At 34.6% G+C, this 17,138-nt stretch carries 17 protein-coding genes; 13 read left to right on the top strand and 4 right to left on the bottom strand.

The window, feature by feature from the left end; translation table 11 throughout:
* Positions 1-48: 48 nt before the first annotated feature.
* Positions 49-972 carry an aldo/keto reductase gene (locus JQC67_RS04355; protein WP_203251636.1) on the top strand — a complete coding sequence of 308 codons (924 nt, stop codon included), beginning with the start codon at positions 49-51 and terminating at the stop codon, positions 970-972.
* Between the two features lie 130 nt (positions 973-1,102).
* On the opposite strand, the gene JQC67_RS04350 is transcribed toward JQC67_RS04355, so the two are convergent.
* Both JQC67_RS04350 and hemH read right to left on the bottom strand, forming a co-directional pair.
* On the bottom strand, positions 1,103-2,479 hold the full coding sequence (locus JQC67_RS04350; protein WP_203251635.1) for an MATE family efflux transporter: 1,377 nt from the start codon (positions 2,477-2,479) through the stop codon (positions 1,103-1,105).
* Between the two features lie 65 nt (positions 2,480-2,544).
* Positions 2,545-3,576: a ferrochelatase gene (gene hemH, locus JQC67_RS04345; RefSeq protein WP_203251634.1), complete on the bottom strand. Its 1,032-nt coding sequence runs from the start codon at positions 3,574-3,576 to the stop codon at positions 2,545-2,547.
* A 185-nt stretch (positions 3,577-3,761) separates the two neighbouring features.
* On the opposite strand from hemH, the gene JQC67_RS04340 reads away from it, so the two are divergent.
* Both JQC67_RS04340 and JQC67_RS04335 read left to right on the top strand, forming a co-directional pair.
* Positions 3,762-7,298, top strand: coding sequence for a TraB/GumN family protein (locus JQC67_RS04340; protein ID WP_203251633.1), 3,537 nt, complete (start codon positions 3,762-3,764; stop codon positions 7,296-7,298).
* Between the two features lie 27 nt (positions 7,299-7,325).
* Positions 7,326-8,168: an N-acetylmuramoyl-L-alanine amidase-like domain-containing protein gene (locus JQC67_RS04335; protein WP_203251632.1), complete on the top strand. Its 843-nt coding sequence runs from the start codon at positions 7,326-7,328 to the stop codon at positions 8,166-8,168.
* 4 nt (positions 8,169-8,172) lie between these two features.
* Here the strand turns inward: JQC67_RS04335 and JQC67_RS04330 are convergent, their stop codons facing one another.
* Positions 8,173-8,976, bottom strand: coding sequence for a ThuA domain-containing protein (locus JQC67_RS04330; protein WP_203251631.1), 804 nt, complete (start codon positions 8,974-8,976; stop codon positions 8,173-8,175).
* Positions 8,977-9,047: 71 nt separating this feature from the next.
* Positions 9,048-9,950, bottom strand: coding sequence for an AraC family transcriptional regulator (locus JQC67_RS04325; RefSeq protein WP_203251630.1), 903 nt, complete (start codon positions 9,948-9,950; stop codon positions 9,048-9,050).
* Between the two features lie 183 nt (positions 9,951-10,133).
* On the opposite strand from JQC67_RS04325, the gene hemA reads away from it, so the two are divergent.
* The 10 genes from hemA to JQC67_RS04280 are packed head-to-tail and all read left to right on the top strand — an operon-like array spanning position 10,134 to position 17,135.
* Entirely contained in the window at positions 10,134-11,399 is a 1,266-nt protein-coding gene (hemA, locus tag JQC67_RS04320) for a glutamyl-tRNA reductase (RefSeq protein ID WP_203253181.1), read from the top strand.
* A complete protein-coding gene (hemC, locus tag JQC67_RS04315; protein ID WP_203251629.1) occupies positions 11,396-12,994 on the top strand; it encodes a hydroxymethylbilane synthase in 1,599 nt (532 codons plus the stop codon). Before hemA ends, hemC begins: the two co-directional genes overlap by 4 nt.
* A 30-nt stretch (positions 12,995-13,024) precedes the next feature.
* Positions 13,025-13,303 (top strand): four helix bundle protein, encoded by a 279-nt coding sequence (locus tag JQC67_RS04310; RefSeq protein ID WP_317198355.1) that lies wholly within the window; start codon positions 13,025-13,027, stop codon positions 13,301-13,303.
* Entirely contained in the window at positions 13,287-13,388 is a 102-nt protein-coding gene (locus JQC67_RS19230; protein WP_394369444.1) for a hypothetical protein, read from the top strand. The genes JQC67_RS04310 and JQC67_RS19230 overlap by 17 nt, the downstream gene beginning before the upstream one ends.
* Before the next feature lie 51 nt (positions 13,389-13,439).
* A complete protein-coding gene (gene hemE / locus JQC67_RS04305; RefSeq protein WP_203251628.1) occupies positions 13,440-14,471 on the top strand; it encodes a uroporphyrinogen decarboxylase in 1,032 nt (343 codons plus the stop codon).
* 36 nt (positions 14,472-14,507) lie between these two features.
* A complete protein-coding gene (locus JQC67_RS04300; RefSeq protein WP_317198354.1) occupies positions 14,508-15,041 on the top strand; it encodes a GNAT family N-acetyltransferase in 534 nt (177 codons plus the stop codon).
* Entirely contained in the window at positions 15,038-15,943 is a 906-nt protein-coding gene (gene hemF / locus JQC67_RS04295; protein ID WP_203251627.1) for an oxygen-dependent coproporphyrinogen oxidase, read from the top strand. The genes JQC67_RS04300 and hemF overlap by 4 nt, the downstream gene beginning before the upstream one ends.
* A 6-nt stretch (positions 15,944-15,949) precedes the next feature.
* Positions 15,950-16,108: a hypothetical protein gene (locus JQC67_RS04290; RefSeq protein WP_203251626.1), complete on the top strand. Its 159-nt coding sequence runs from the start codon at positions 15,950-15,952 to the stop codon at positions 16,106-16,108.
* On the top strand, positions 16,105-16,500 hold the full coding sequence (locus JQC67_RS04285) for a YchJ family protein (RefSeq protein WP_238934470.1): 396 nt from the start codon (positions 16,105-16,107) through the stop codon (positions 16,498-16,500). The genes JQC67_RS04290 and JQC67_RS04285 overlap by 4 nt, the downstream gene beginning before the upstream one ends.
* Positions 16,497-17,135, top strand: a complete 639-nt coding sequence (locus JQC67_RS04280; protein ID WP_203251625.1) for a hypothetical protein — start codon at positions 16,497-16,499, stop codon at positions 17,133-17,135. The genes JQC67_RS04285 and JQC67_RS04280 overlap by 4 nt, the downstream gene beginning before the upstream one ends.
* Positions 17,136-17,138 lie beyond the last annotated feature (3 nt).

Here is a 17,138-nt window from a genome sequence, read left to right as displayed (position 1 = left end):
TTCAAAAATCTGATTATTTTAAGGGACTGAAATACAAACCATTACATTATGAACTTTTCACGAAGAGAAATAATACAACTATACGGACTAGCAGGATTAGGTTTAATTGCTGCACCCACATTACTCTCATTTTCACCACAAGAGAAAATGCAACAACGAAGTATTCCAAGTTCTGGGGAAAAAATACCCATGGTTGGTTTAGGCACTTGGCTCACATTTGATATTGGAAATTCGATTGATGAGTTAGAAATAAGAAAACTAGTATTGGCTGAAATGTACAACTTGGGTGGCACTGTCATAGATTCTTCGCCGATGTACGGTAGTTCTGAAACCGTAGTTGGCAAAACTTCAAGTCAACTCGATAGTCAAAACCAATTATTTTATGCTACAAAGGTTTGGACATCAGGCAAACAATCTGGCATTGACCAAATGAATTCATCCATGAGAAAAATGCAGCGTCAGAAAATGGACTTGATGCAGATACATAACCTAGTAGATTGGAAAACCCATGTAAATACATTACGTGCTTGGAAAGATGAAGGAAAAATTCGCTATTGGGGCTTAACACATTATGTAGATTCAGCACACCCAACTTTAGAGCGTATTATAAAATCTGATAAGCCTGATTTTGTCCAATTCAATTACTCCATAAATTCTAGAAATGCCGAGAAATCACTGTTTGATACATGTAAAAAAAATGGCACCGCAGTCATAATCAATCAGCCTTATGATAGCGGTAATTTGTTTTCAAAAATTAAAGGAAAACCATTACCAAGTTGGGCTTCAGAATATGCAATCTCTAGTTGGGGCCAATACTTCCTTAAATTTATTTTATCAAATGAAGATGTTACTTGTGTTATTCCGGGCACCTCAAACCTAAAACATCTAATAGACAATATGGGTGCGGGTTATGGAGCTTTACCCAACAATTCAGCAAGAGAAAAAATGGCGAATTATCTTAAAAATTTGTAACCGTAAATTAATTTGACAATAATTAAAAAATCTTAAATTTTGTTTCATACTTATTTTCACATCTGCACTATTACGTGACAATAATGCATCACAACATTAACTTATGCATTATAAACAACTGAAAAGCACGTCATACCAACGTCTTATCAATTTCACGCTTCAAGTAAAAACCTGTAACAATGGTAGATAATACATCTGAAAGCGGGAAAGAAATCCATATTCCGATTTCGCCATAAATATTAGGCAAGGTCAAGATTAATGGTATAAAAAAGATTCCCTGTCTTGTTAAAGTGAGAAATAACGCAGGTTTGGCTTTTCCGATTGCTTGAAAATAGGCGGCACCAATTAATTGAATAGCAATTATAGGTGTAGCAGCGAAAACTAAACGCATTGCACTTGGCATATGTTCAAAAACATAGGCGTTAATTTCCAATTCAACCGCAGGTAGACCTTCTTTAGTACTCAAAAAAAGCGCTGCTATTTCTACGGGAAAAATAAATAAACCTATAAAAACTATAGTTCCTAAAATTGATGCATACTTTATTGACGTATAAATACTTTCTTTGACTCGGTCATATTTATTAGCTCCATAATTAAAACCTGCAATAGGCAAAAAACCCTGTGTAATTCCGAAAACCGGAAACAATGCGAACATTAGCATTCTGCCAATTATTGCATATACGGTTACCATTGCTTCACCGCCCAAACCAAACAGTATATTATTTAATATTAAGTAAACAACACTTACTGCAGCCTGTCTGGCAAGGGTAACAACACCTAATGCACTAATTTCTTTTAAAATAACACCACTGAGCTTAAAGTGCGAAAAATCAATTTTGAGTTCAGAGTTTTTCGATAGAAAGAAATAAAATATATAGCAAAATGAACACAAATAAGCCCCTGTAGTTGCCCAAGCTGCACCTGCCATGCCCCAATCAAAAACATTTATGAACAGAAAATCCATTAGTATGTTTCCTATGGATGGAATAATCATCGCAATCATGGCAAACTTTGGTTTTCCTTCAGCCCTGATTACTGTATTACCCATCATGGTCAATGCCAATAAGGGAACACCATATAATACAATCTTGTAATAAACCTTAGCGAGGTCAAATATTTCGCCTTTCCCTCCAAATGCAGGAATAAGAGTGTCAACAAAATAGAGACCTAAACTGACCATTACTACAGTAACCAAAATGGTCAATGTAATTTGATTACCAAAGGTTAATAAGGCCTTTTTAGTGTCATTAGCCCCTAAAGCGCGTGAAATTATACTAGAGCCACCAACACCAATTGCCATACCTAATGCAGCAATAAAAAAGGATACAGGTAAAACTACGTTAATCGCCGCAATTGCAATTGGGCCAATCCAATTTCCAACAAAAATTGAATCTACAAGAATGTTCAACGACATTACAAGGATACCAATAGCTGCTGGTATTGATTGTCGTATTAGTAATTTGCTGATTGGCTGTGAACCTAATTCGTCTGAAGTTGTATTTGACATTTAAGTTCGACTTTTACGGCTAACTCGTTACTATTTGAAATTGAAAACTGGTTTTGGCTAGAAAACTAAACTGGCAAAACACCTTCTTTTTCCCAATCATTCACCCACTTAGCCATAACCTCAACCCATGCATCACCGTCATTCAAACATGCAATATGTCTATATTGACCACCACCGGCTTCTTGAAATTGCTCTTTACCTTCCATAGCTATTTCTTCTAATGTTTCTAAACAATCTGAAACAAAAGCGGGAGTAATTACTGCTAAATTTTTCTTTCCTTCTTCAGCTAAACGCACAAATTCAAAGTCAGTGTATGGCTTTAACCATGGGTCGTTAGGCAATCGTGATTGAAAAGAATTACTAATTTTATCATCAGGCAAACCTAAATAGGCTTGTACCTTTTTTGTAGTTTCAAAGCATTGATGACGGTAACATGTATTATGCGCAACAGAATTTGTATTGCAGCAACTGCCGTCAATTTTGCAATGAAAACGTGTTGGATCACTTTTGCGAATATGTCTTTCAGGAATGCCATGATAAGAAAACAATACGTGATCATAATCAAAACCTTCTAAGCCTTCTTTAATGCGCTCTGAAAGCACTTTAATAAAACCTTCATTCTTGTAAAAAGCGGGCAAGGTCGTCAAGTTCATTTCTGGAAAATGTGCTTGTTGCACCTCCATGGTTTTAACAACCACTGTTTCAAAACTAGACATTGCATAATGTGGATATAAAGGCACCAACAAAACCTCATCAACGCCTTTATTTTGGAGTTCTTGTAAGGCTTTTTGTATGGTCATAGTTCCATATCGCATACCCAATGCTACTGGCATTGTCGTTTGCTTTTGAACTTTTTCTGTAAATCGTTCAGAAATTACAACTAAGGGCGAACCTTCTTTCCACCAAATTTTAGCATAGGCTGCCGCTGATTTTTTGGGTCGTGTTCTTAAAATTATACCGCGAACGATAATATTTCTAAGCCAATTTGGTACATCAATCACCCTTTCATCCATTAGAAATTCATCTAAATAGGGTTTTACATCTTTCGCTGTTGGACTCTCGGGAGATCCTAAATTTACAAGTAGTACGCCTTTCACAATTATATCGCTTCTTTTACGGGTGTAAAAATACTACTTGTAGCCAAATTCCGTTAAAATAATTCGAAGCATTATTGATAGCATAATAAGAAATGGTTATAATAGATTTATTTGACCATCGTTTATTAATTAACTATCTGTTGTAATAAGCAACAAAACCGTCTTTTTACCTCGGGAAAATCTATATGCAAAAGAAGATTACACTAGTACTGTTGTTATTTGTGGCCGGACTTTCGGCACAATCAAATGACTCTAATGGTTACAATTCAGCCAATAGTCTTCTTTGGGAAATTTCTGGTAATGGGTTAACGCAATCTTCATATCTGTACGGCACAATGCATGTAAGCAAACGTATTGCCTTTAGATTGGATGATGTTTTTTATGAAGCCTTAAACAAAAGTGAGGTGGTGGCTCTTGAATCTGACCCAGACACATGGCTAGAAAAATCTGATAATTATGGTGGAATGGGTGTTGGCTTTAACTCTAGCGGATTTTACACCTATCCGTTTGTAATAAAAAATCCGAAGAAAGAAGAAATAGGGGCGTACCTGTCATTTGAAGATCGACGAGTTAACAACATTCTGTACCGAACAAATGAGAATTCTCAAAATTTTGAAGAAGAAACGTATCTTGATATGTTCATTTATCAAGCTGGTAAAAAATTTGACAAACCTGTAGTTGCCTTAGAAGACCTTGAAGAATCAGCAGCTCTAGTTGGCAGAGCTAGTCTCAATGCCATGAAGCAAAAGCCTGACGAGTGGCTGCAGAAAAAAATGCAAGAACAGGACCCGATGAGCCTGTTACAAGACGCGTATAGAAATAGAAATATCAACTTACTTGATTCTATTGACAATGCGATGTACACCAAGCATTATTTAAAAAACATGCTGTATACAAGAAATAGAAATATGGCCAACCGGCTTGATTCGGTAATGCGTATTTCTAAAGTATTTACTGGTATTGGTGCCGCACACCTACCTGGCGAAAGTGGTGTAATTTCTATGCTACAAAAAATGGGTTACACTGTAAAGCCTTTAACCTCTAAAGCCACTCAAAAAGGAAAACGCTTAAAAGAGATGTTTGAGACGAAAATCAAACAAAATGGATACAAACCAACTGGCCCTGATGATGATTTTTTCACAATAGACTTACCTAACAAACTATACCCGGTTGCTGAATATTCGAGCACCACCTATATTTCACCTGACCTAGCCAACGGAAGCTTTGTGATGGTAAATAGAATTCCAACCTTTAAATATCTGAAACAAGACGATGTTTTTTCACTTGATGCAATAGATAAATTATTATTTGAGAGTATTCCAGGGAAAATAGAGAACAAAACTCGAATTAAAAAAAATGGATTTGAAGGTCTTGACATTAAGAATAAATTAAAAAATGGAGACCACCAGCGTTATCAAATCTTTATGACTCCACTTGAGATTATTATCTTTAAAATGGGTGGAGATGGTGATTTTGTATTGCAACATTCAGATACCATTTTTAACAGCATAAAATTTAGAAAACCCAATAAAAAACAAAGCACAGTAGCATCTGCATTCAAAGATTTTGAAGTCACACTACCTTCATTATATAATTTTAAAAACCGCTTAAGAAACGGCGACCGTTTTATTGAAGGTTATGATTCAATTTCAAAATCGTACTATTTTCTTCGAAAAACTACACTAAACGATTTCAATTTTATTGAAGAAGATTCATTTGAATTAAAACAAATTCAAAAACGTTTTTATCAAGATTTAAAACTGAAACCCAAGTATAATGAAATTCATGAAAATTCGCTTACTTCAAAAGCAGCCATTGATTCAGTTGAACAAATAAACATCTATTTAAAAACAACATTTAATCGTGGTGATTATTATCTCATGGGTCTAGTATCCCAAAATGAAAAGGAAGTTGAACCTTACTTCAATTCACTAAAAATTAAAGAACCCATTTATCTTGATGAATTTCAAACCGTTCAAGATACTGCAATGCTTTTTAGTACAGTATCAAATGTAAAGCCACCAAAGTTTGTAGAGAATTCGAACAACTATTACACTGGCATTGAGAAGCCAAAGCACTACGAATCTTTCAATAAAAAATCAATCTATCAAAATAAGAATAATGAAGCTATAACGGTTGAATTAAATAAGGCTCATGATTTAATGATGCTACCCTCAATAGATTCACTTTGGTCGATTCGAAAAAAAGTACATACCTATAATAAGTTCAACATCTATAAAGAAAAAGATACGACTTATGCTGACGGCTATCATGAACTGCAATTAACATTAATAGACACAGCAAGTTCAAGGGGTATATTGATTAAAAATATAATAAAAAACGGACTCGCATATGAGCTTAAAGCACAGGTAGATACACTTCAAAAACCAAGTAAATTTGTTTCTGAATTTTTTGACAATTTCAAGCCAATTGACACATTAATTGGTAAGTCTATTTTTGCAGATAAGACCGAAACATTCTTTAAAGCATTACGTGAAAACGATAGTATAATTTTTGAAGCTTATGATTTAATTTCATTTAAAAACAAAGATGTTGACTCTTTAAAATATTATATCGAGAATTTTAAATTTAAAGACGACATAAAACACATACAATCTTTTCTTATTCAAAAACTTGGAAAACTAAACGACCCTGAAGGAATTGATTTCTTTAAAAAATTCTACGCCAAATCATATAATAACGCTGATGCACAAACCAAAATATTAAAATCGGTCACTAAAAATGCCGATGCCAATTCTGTTAAGGTTTTACTGGCTTTATTATCGCAAGATTTACCATTAACAAACAACAGACATGAAATAACCCAAATATTTAGGCCATATATGGATAGCCTACCTATGGCCAAAAAGTTATATCCTGAATTATTAGATTACAGCACTATTGAAGAATACAAGTCTCCGATCTTCTCACTTTTAGCACGATTAGTAGAAAAGGAAATTATTAAACCTAAGAGCTATAAAAAGTTTCGCAAACAAATTTTAAACGACGCCAAAATACAATTGAAACGTCAATTGGGTAAAACCAACAACTTTGGAAACACTAGTGTTTCTTATGCAGAATCTAGAAATGTGCCAAATACGATTTTAGAAGATTATGCTGTATTGCTCTTCCCTTTTATTGACGAAAAGGATATGACGCAATTCTACAACCGCTTGCTTTTAGTGCAGAATCTACGCATTAAAACAACCTTCTTAGCACTATTAGCTAAAGAAGAATTAGAAATGCCTGCAGGTATGCTAAATGATATAGCACAAGATATAAATGGCCGTTTATTTCTATTCAACAAACTGAAAAAAATAAATAAACTTAACCTATTTCCTAAAGCTTATAGAAATGAGCAAGCTATGGCAGAGGCAAGTATTTATGAATATGCTTATTTTGACAAAAAACAAGATTCTATAGTTTTTGTAGATGAAAAACCACTCACATATCGTGGAAAAGCATACACAGGATACTTCTTTAAAACACGTAACAATCAGGAATACGATAAAAATTTTAGCATGAATTTGGTGGTTTTTGAGAAAGGAAAACCGCTATCAACAAAACCGTTCTATAAAAATTCTGCAATGCGAATTGAAGATACTGAAACCGTAAAAGAATCTGTCGGGTTTGTGATTGAAGAGTTTCAGCTGAAAGACCGAAACCGAGCAGAAGTTTATCGTCCGAATGGATATGGATTGTACGGGTATCATGGGTATTAATTCATTATTTTTATGCAATTCAAAACCATGAAAAATATTACAGCTTCTTTCTTCTTCCTTATTTTCTCAGCAATTTGTTTCGCCCAACAAATAACATGCTCTCCTGCTGACAAAGAAGCTTTCGAAAATAAAACCATCGAAATTGATGGGTTTTTAGAAAATGACTTTGGAAAAACTATAGTAGCAATTGGAAAAACTTTTATAGGCACACCCTATGTGGCAAAAACATTGGAAATAGGGAAAACCGAATCGCTAGTAATTAATTTGCATGGCCTCGATTGCACCACTTTTGTTGAAAATGTTTTGGCTTTTGGTTTACTTTTAAAGGAAGGGAAATCGAACTTTAATTCATTTACAAAACTATTAGAAACCATACGGTATAAAAATGGCACACTCGATGGTTACGGCTCTAGACTACATTATTTTTCAGAATGGATTGAAAACAATCAGGCAAAAGGACTTGTTAAAAACATTACCAATGAAATTGGCGGTACCGAATTAAAAAAAGACATTAATTTTATGGGTACCCATCGTGAGCTCTACCCATTTTTAAAAGATGATTCCAATTTTGAAAAGATTTTAGCGACTGAAAAAGAGCTTGCAAAAAGAACATTTTGTTATGTGCCACAGGATCAAATTGCAGCCAATGAACATTTGATACAAACTGGAGATATTATTGCATTAGCTACTTCAATAAACGGTCTCGACGTAACCCATACCGGAATCGCTACCCGTGAAAAAGATGGTCGTATTCATCTTTTACACGCCTCTACGGGTTCAATGGAAGTTGAAGTTTCCAAATTACCGCTAGCAGAATATTTAAAAGGTATCAAAAAGAATATTGGAATTTTGGTGGCACGACCGCTTTAAAAATCTATTCCCGACCAAGGCAATAGGTAATCCCTCCTAGCAAGTGTGTTCTAAATTCTGATAAATCATATACCGCCTCTTCATGGCCTAAACCTGTGTAAAAAGAACGTCCACCATCAAATTCATGATACCATGCGATTGGGTGATTTGTGCCATTGCTTCCACCAGAATAGGTAGATTCATCTAAATTCAATAAAACATTAATATTAGAGTTGAAATCCTTGAAATTATACCATTCATCAGTAACCATCCATGAAGTATTTAAATGGTTTGTGGCTACATGTGTTAGGTCTTTTAGTGCTATTGTAGCTTGCTGTACTTCCGGATGATCTAAAAAGTAGGCACCAACCAATTGACCGTACCATGGCCATTCAAATTCTGTATCAGTAGCAGCATGTATACCCATAAAACTTCCGCCGGCTTGAATATAATTTTCAAATACTTCTTGTTGTACATCATTCAAAACATCCCCTGTTGTATTTAAGAAAATTACAAGTCCATATTTATTAAGATTAGAGGCTGTAAAAAGTGAATTGTCTTCTGTGTTTTCAATAACTAAGTTATTGTCTAAAGCAATTGATTCTATGGTTTCAATACCCTTTTCGATAGAAGAATGTCTGAAGCCAGTAGTTTTATGAAATACTAGTATAGAATCTATAGCTACGGAAACATCTAAAGAATCGATTTTTCCAATATTAGCTTTCTCTAATACCGATTCTGTAATTAGCAATAAGTCATTGTCTTTTTGGCAACCAATTGTAGAAAAAAGCACTACAAATAGTACTAAAAAATGTTTAAGGGGGAACATAGATATGATTTCAGGTGTGCAAAAATATACTACCCGAATGAACAAGTCTACTATAACACGTCAATATTATGTTAATTCGAAGACATCACATACTTCTTAGGCGTTGTACCATATTTCTTTTTAAAAGCCGAAATAAAATGACTTGCCGTGCTATAACCAACGCGCAACCCTACCTCATTTACATTGTGCTGCCCTGTTTCAAGCATTTTTCGGGCGTATTCCATTTTGTAATCAAACAAAAAGCTATAGACCGAATCGCCATAAATTTGCTTAAATCCTTCTTTGAGCTTTTTAAGACTAAGACCAATTTCTTCAGAAAGTTCTGCCAAGGTTGGTGGCTCTGCCATTCTTGAAATCATAATTTCTTTTGCCTGGCGGATGCGACGAACATTATCTTCATCTACAAGAAACGGACATTGCTCAATATCAGCATCATCACTTTTATTAAAATACAATGAGATTAGTTCATACACCTTTCCCTTGATATATAAAGTTTTGATTGAAGGATGCAAATTATAATTTATCAACTGACTTAGAATCACTGCAATTGCAGGTGAAACTTTTTCTTGCGCATAATATTTCTTCTCTTTATTATCGGCACTTAAAAAAGGGATATAATCAGCTTCAGAAGAAAACAATGAATGAAATTTTCTTATCGTCATTACCACTGAAACCAACCATGAATTTGCATTTAATTCTAAATTTAAGGGCAAATCTACTTGGGTATTATAAAGCAATAATGAATTCTCTTCAGAAACCTCTAAGGCGTATCTATTATCATTGAAAATGAACTTAGCACTACCTTTTAAACAAAAGTGAAACTGTATAAATGAGCTGTCTATTTCACGCGTAACCTTTTGAATACTAGACTCATCGTTTTGTAATTTTAAAACAAAAAAACCATCATCTATCAATACTTCTTGAAACGAACCTTGAGCGACATTTTTAACATCGAGTAAGCCTTCTTTCTTCATGACATTTATTTAGAAACGTTCTAAATAGGAATAGTCCAAAACGTTGTATTTCCTACAAAAATAAAGGATTTCAACGTATTTTTATCCAAATACAACTAAAAAAACCCATATCGATACTTATTGTTCCTCTAGCGTTATTTTTAAAAGATGAATGCATCTATTTTTGCTTCCGTTCACAACTACATGAAAGCGTACCACATTTCAAAACATAGTTCATTCTATACCATCGGCCTTAACTATAAAAAAGCCGATGCAGCCATTCGTGGTAAATTCAGCCTAAATGATACTGCCACAAATAATTTGTTGGTTCAAGCCAAAGAATTAGGTTTAGATGGCATTTTAGCTACCTCAACTTGCAACCGTACTGAGCTTCATGGTTTTGCGCAGCATCCGTTTCAGCTTATAAAACTACTTTGTGATAATACAAAAGGTTCGGTTGAAGAGTTTCAAGAGGTTGCTTATGTTTTTAAAAATAATGATGCCATAAGTCATTTATTTAGAGTTGGGACCGGACTTGACAGTCAGATTTTAGGTGATTTTGAAATTATTAGTCAATTACGATCAAGTTTTAATCGATCTAAAAAACACGGACTCGCAAATCCATTTATAGAAAGACTTTGCAATTCAGTTATTCAAGCCAGTAAACGTATTAAAAATGAAACGGAAATATCTTCGGGTGCAACTTCTGTAGCATTTGCTTCGGTGCAATACATTCTTAAAAACGTTCCGGATATATCTGAGAAAAATATTCTTTTATTTGGTACTGGAAAAATTGGCAGAAACACTTGTGAAAACCTAATAAAACACACTAAGAACAATCATATCACCTTAATCAACAGAACTAAAGGCAAGGCTGAAAAAATAGCTGGAAAATTTAATTTAGTGGTGAAAGATCACGGTGACTTACAAACAGAAATTCGCAATTCAGATGTGTTGATTGTTGCCACAGGCGCGCAATCACCAACTATTTCAAAAGAATTAATTCATACAAACAAGCCACTTTTAATTCTTGACCTTTCTATACCGAAAAATGTTTCTGATGACGTTTCAGAATTAGAAAATGTTAATTTGATACACCTAGATCATCTTTCTCAAATGACCGATGATACCCTAGAGCGAAGAAAACAATTTGTACCTCATGCTGAAACAATTATTGATGAAGTCAAAGGTGATTTTAGTCAATGGCTTGAAACTAGAAAATTTGCGCCGGTCATCAAAGCTTTGAAACAAAAGCTAAACACAATGAAAGACGAAGAGCTTGATTATCAATCGAAAAAAAGCTCTGATTTTGACCATCAACAGGCTGATGTTATCTCTGCTCGTATAATTCAAAAAATTACAAAGCAATTCGCAAATCATCTTAAAGGCGATAATGTTGATGCTGATACAAGCTTAGAACTTATTCAAAAAGTATTTCAACTAGAACTTGATCCAGTTACCAGCAAATGAGTAAAACCATACGCATAGGCACTCGCGATAGCGAATTAGCCTTATGGCAAGCAAACACCGTTAAAAACCAACTAAAAAAACTTGGCTTTCTCACCAAAATAATAAAGGTGAAATCTACAGGTGATTTAATTCTTGATAAGCCACTACACGAACTTGGTATAACGGGCGTTTTCACAAAAACTTTAGATGTTGCCATGCTTAATGGTGATATTGATATTGCGGTACACTCCATGAAAGATGTGCCTACGGTTTTACCTGAAGGAATTGTACAGGCTGCCGTTCTAGAAAGAGGAAATCATTTTGATATTCTTGTTTTTAAAAACAACGAAGAATTCTTAGGACATCGTGATGCAGTTATTGCTACCGGAAGTCTTCGCAGAAGAGCACAATGGCTCAATAGATACCCAACCCATTCGCTGGTAGATTTGCGCGGCAATGTAAATTCACGCATGCAAAAACTAACCGACAATGATTGGAACGGTGCTATTTTTGCAGCAGCTGGCTTAGAACGAATTGGCATTGAACCCGAAAACACTATTGGTTTAGGTTGGATGCTTCCTGCACCGGCACAAGGAGCCATTATGGTAGTTGCCATGCAAGACGATGAATACGTGCGAGAAGCATGTGCTGCGTTAAATCACGAACCAACTGAAATTTGTACGCGATTAGAGCGTCAATTTTTAAACAAATTAGAAGGTGGTTGCACCGCCCCTATTGGTGCCTTAGCTAAAATTTCAGAAGAACAAGAAATTACACTTCAAGGTGTTTTGTTAAGTGTTGATGGCGGCAAAAAACTAGAAGCTGAACTATCTGCACCTTTAGGCAAACATCAAAATCTTGGATTTGATTGTGCTAATAGTATTTTGAGCAGAGGCGGAAAACGTCTCATGAGTGAAATGCAAAAAGCTGACTTAAAAAATAATGCTGAAAAAGCAGGTATTTTTTCAACCAAAAAATTAACGCATGACCAGTTGAGTCGGGTTAATGATGGTTTACATATAGATTCTGAAGATTTTATAAAAATTAGTCTTAATCGTATTTCTGCGGCTACCTTAAAGCAAGAATATAAAAATGTGGTCATCACCAGTCAAAATGCTGTTGATGCTTTATTAAAGAATATTTCTGCCGAAGAATTACAGTTCAAAAATATTTATTGTGTTGGCAGAAAAACAAAGCGTTTAATAGAAAAACGTATTGGCCCTGTAAAACACAGTGAAAGAAATGCTAAAAAATTAGCTGCTCACTTGGTCGATTTCTTAGAGGGAATTGAAATAACCTACTTCTGCAGTAATATCAGAAGAGATGATTTGTCTGAAATATTAACGGCAAATAATATTCAGGTTAATGAACATGCTATTTATGAAACAAAACATTCAGCCCAACTTCTTGACGACAATGTAAAAGCTGTTATTTTCTGTAGCCCTTCAGCAATTGAAAGTTACTTATCCAAAAATAAAGCGGACAAGATTGCCTACTGTATTGGCGAAACAACTGCTGCTGAGGCGCGAAAAAGTTTTGATGATGTTCGCGTGGCAAAGATTCCAACTGTTGAAAGTCTTATTGACTTGATTAATGAGGATTCTGTTGGCCATTAGCTGTTAGCTGTTAGCTGTTAAATAAAAATTATGAGAGATTTTAGAAAACTAGATATCTGGAATAATGGAATTGAAATAGTAAAACAGATTTACATAATTTCTGAAAAATTACCTGCTGTGGAAAAATTTGGCTTAAAAAGTCAAATAACGAGAGCAGCCATCTCAATACCTTCGAATATCGCAGAAGGTTGTAGTAGAAATAGCGAACTAGAATTTAAACGTTTTTTTAGAGATAGCTATTGGGTCACTTTTCGAAGTAGAAACGCAGTTAATTATTATAACAGAATTAAAATTGATTTCTTCGACTGAAGCAGAATTGGAAAGCGTTTTTAAACTTTTAAGGAAAGAAGGAAAAATGATTAATAGTTTAATTTCAAAAATAAAAAACAGCTAAGACACAATGGCTAATTGCCAAAGACTAAAAGCAAAATGCTATTTATACGATATGATAAAAAACGATTTATTTCTTAGAGCATTAAAAGGTGAAACCGTTGAAAGGCCACCTGTTTGGATGATGCGTCAAGCTGGGCGATATCTTCCTGAGTTTATGGAAATCAAAGCGAAATATGATTTCTTTACAAGATGCCAAACTCCAGAATTAGCATCGGAAATTACAGTTCAACCTATCCGAAGATATGGTATGGATGCTGCTATTTTATTTTCTGATATTTTGGTGATTCCTCAAGCAATGAATATTGAGGTTGAAATGAAACCAAATTTTGGTCCGTATTTACCTAATCCTGTTCGTTCACAAAAAGATGTTGATCAAGTTATCATTCCAGACGTGCATGAATCATTAGATTATGTTATGCAGGCTATAAAGGCTACCAAAGAAAAATTAGAAGATGAAGTACCTCTAATTGGTTTTGCAGGATCACCATGGACAATTCTTTGCTATTGTGTACAAGGCCAAGGCAGTAAAACCTTTGATAAGGCTAAAGAATTCTGTTTTACACAGCCGGATGCCGCACATCAATTATTACAAAAAATTACAGATACGACAATAGCTTACTTAAAAGCAAAAGTAAAAGCCGGTGTTAATGCTGTACAGGTTTTTGACTCCTGGGGAGGAATGCTTTCTCCTATTGATTATCAAGAGTTTTCTTGGAAATATATACAACAGATTGTTGATGCATTAAAAGAGGAAGCACCCGTAATTGTTTTCGGGAAAGGTTGTTGGTTCGCATTAGGCGATATGGCAAAATCTGGTGCTTCTGCATTGGGTGTCGATTGGACATGCTCAGCTAGAAATGCAAGATATTTAACTGGTGGAAATATTACATTGCAGGGTAATTTTGATCCTTCTAGATTACTTTCACCTCCTGCAGAAATCAAGAAAATGGTCACTCAAATGATTCATGAATTTGGTAAAGACAAATACATTGTCAATTTAGGCCATGGTATTTTACCTAACATTCCGGTTGAAAATGCTAAAGCATTTATTGATGCGGTAAAAGAGTACCAGCCCCTATCTTAATTAGCAAAATACTATTTGGTATAAAATTAAAATATAGTGATTGTTCAATTTCAAGAGTACGGAATAGATAGCATACACGAAAAATACGCCTGGCGAATTTGTGATTTGATGGTGACAAACGCTGAACGTTTCAAACGGTACTTTCCGAAAACTTTAGAACAAAATCGCACTCCTGATTTATCAAAATATTTTGTTGAGAAAAAGCTTAAACAATTCAACAAAAAAGAGGAATTTCTTTTTGTGCTGAAAGAAATAAAAGATCGCAAAGTCATCGGTTTAGTCTATATCAAAGAAATTGATTGGATCACAAAACAAGCAGAACTAGCGTATTGTATCGACTATAAATACAACGGAAAAGGCATCACCACTGAAGCAGTGAAATATCTTTCTAATTTTGCTTTAAAGAATCTTGAACTCTTATCGCTTCAAATAATCGTTCACGAATCTAATTTAGCCAGCATAAAAGTGGCTGAAAAATGTGGATATATTTGGACTAAAAAATTACCAAAAGAACATACTACACCTAATGAAAAACCATTAGATATGGAACTTTATGAACTATACAAATGAAAGATAAATTCTACGCATATATTCAAAACCTTCAAAATCAAATTACTTCAAAACTTGAAGAAATTGATGGAGAAGCAACTTTCAAAGAAGATAAATGGACACGTGCCGAAGGCGGTGGTGGTCATTCTCGTGTAATCGAAAATGGAGCCGTTTTTGAAAAAGGTGGTGTAAATATTTCTGCAGTCCATGGAGCTTTACCTGAAAGTATGCAAAATTATTTCGGAGTTAAAGATGCTGATTTTTTCGCATGCGGATTGAGTTTAGTTATTCACCCTAAAAACCCAATGGTTCCAACAGTTCATGCTAATTGGCGCTATTTTGAAATGTATGATAAAGCTGGCAATATCGTGGATCAATGGTTTGGTGGTGGACAAGATTTAACCCCGTATTATTTGTTTGAAGAAGATGCTACTCATTTTCACTCAATTTGCAAAAAAGCCTGTGACGCACATAATTCAGATTTCTACAAAACATACAAAAAGAAATGTGACGAATATTTCTATAACGCGCACAGAAATGAAGGTCGTGGTGTAGGTGGCCTATTTTTTGATTATTGCAAGGCTACTGATGATATGTCGATGCAAAATTGGTTCGAATTTGTATCAGAGGTTGGTGATAGTTTTATAGATGCCTACGCGCCAATTGTTGAAAAAAGAAAAGAATTAGAATACACTTCTGTACAACGAGATTGGCAAGAAATACGACGTGGGCGTTATGTAGAATTTAACTTAGTACATGACAAGGGCACCTTATTTGGCCTTAAAACCAATGGGCGAATTGAGAGCATCTTAATGAGTCTTCCATCTCATGTACAATGGCGTTATAATTATCATCCTGAAAAAGATAGCGAAGAAGCTAAATTAATTGAAGTGCTTCAAAATCCGAAAGAATGGGTTAAATAGGTTAGCATGGCTAAAAAAGGGAAAGCAAAAAATACGGTAAACAAAGCGAAGCATACAAAGCTTTTGAACAGAAAAAAGGCCAAACTTAAAAAAGAACAGGAAACAAGAAAAGAGCGATTAAAGGCAATTGCTCAAATGAAACTGCCAAAAAATGAAAACTCTTGAGTACTTCTAATTGTTTCTGTGGTTCGCCATCTAACTATGCTAGTTGCTGCGGTAAAGTGCATTCAAATATCAACAATGCAGTAACAGCTGAACAATTAATGCGCTCGAGGTATTCGGCTTTTGTACTTGCAGATGGCAACTATTTAATGAAAAGCCATCATTCTTCAACACGGCCTTTAAAAGATAAAAAAGCAATAGTAAATTGGGCTAAATCGGTTACTTGGGTTAAACTTGAGGTTATTGCTAAAACAAAAGGCAAAGCTGAAGATGATGAAGGTACTGTTACGTTTGATGCCTATTACTATGAAAATGGTAAATTAGAGGTCATTCACGAAAAATCAGCTTTTAAAAAAGAAAACGAACATTGGACATATTTAGGCTTGGCAAAATGAAATTTTTTAAAAGTGTTTTAGTTCTTGCTTTCACTGGCATATTCTTAATTGGATGCCAACCGAAATACGGTAAAAGTGAAATTGAAATAATCTTCACCCCAGACACTTTAAATGTTGGCTATACCTATTGGTGGCCAGAATCTGGACCATTTATTGGCAATTGCGGCGAAGAACTCTCTCTGGTATTTACAGGTATTGTTAAAAAAATAGACGCCACAACCGATGAAGCTGGCCCATTATACACTTCTCAAAATGGTATTGTTGAAATTGACAAAATATTTAAAATCAAAGAAATTGGCCAAAACACCTATGCCAATCAAAAGTTTTTTACATCAGATTGTTTTAATGAATCAGGATTGAAAATAGGTGACAGAGTTCTGGTTGTCTGTTATGATTATGAAAATGATTACAGTATTCCTGGCGGAAAATCAATTCTAAAAGTCGCGTCATTAGATGACCCATTAATCACTTCAATAAGAAAATATATTGATGCTGATGAGAACCCTTTGGACTTGAAAAATGACACTGGTCTCTGGGCTACATATAGCCTTGGACGTTCATTAGAACGAATTATTGCATGTACAAATGAAACAGAAAAAGCAAATGTCGTGAGCGAAACAGAAGGGAATGAGTAACTT

It is taken from the genome of Aurantibacter crassamenti (genome assembly GCF_016811105.1).
GTDB lineage: Bacteria > Bacteroidota > Bacteroidia > Flavobacteriales > Flavobacteriaceae > Aurantibacter_A > Aurantibacter_A crassamenti.
The sequence above is the reverse complement of the archived record's forward strand: the minus strand, read 5'-3'. Positions and strand labels throughout refer to the sequence as shown.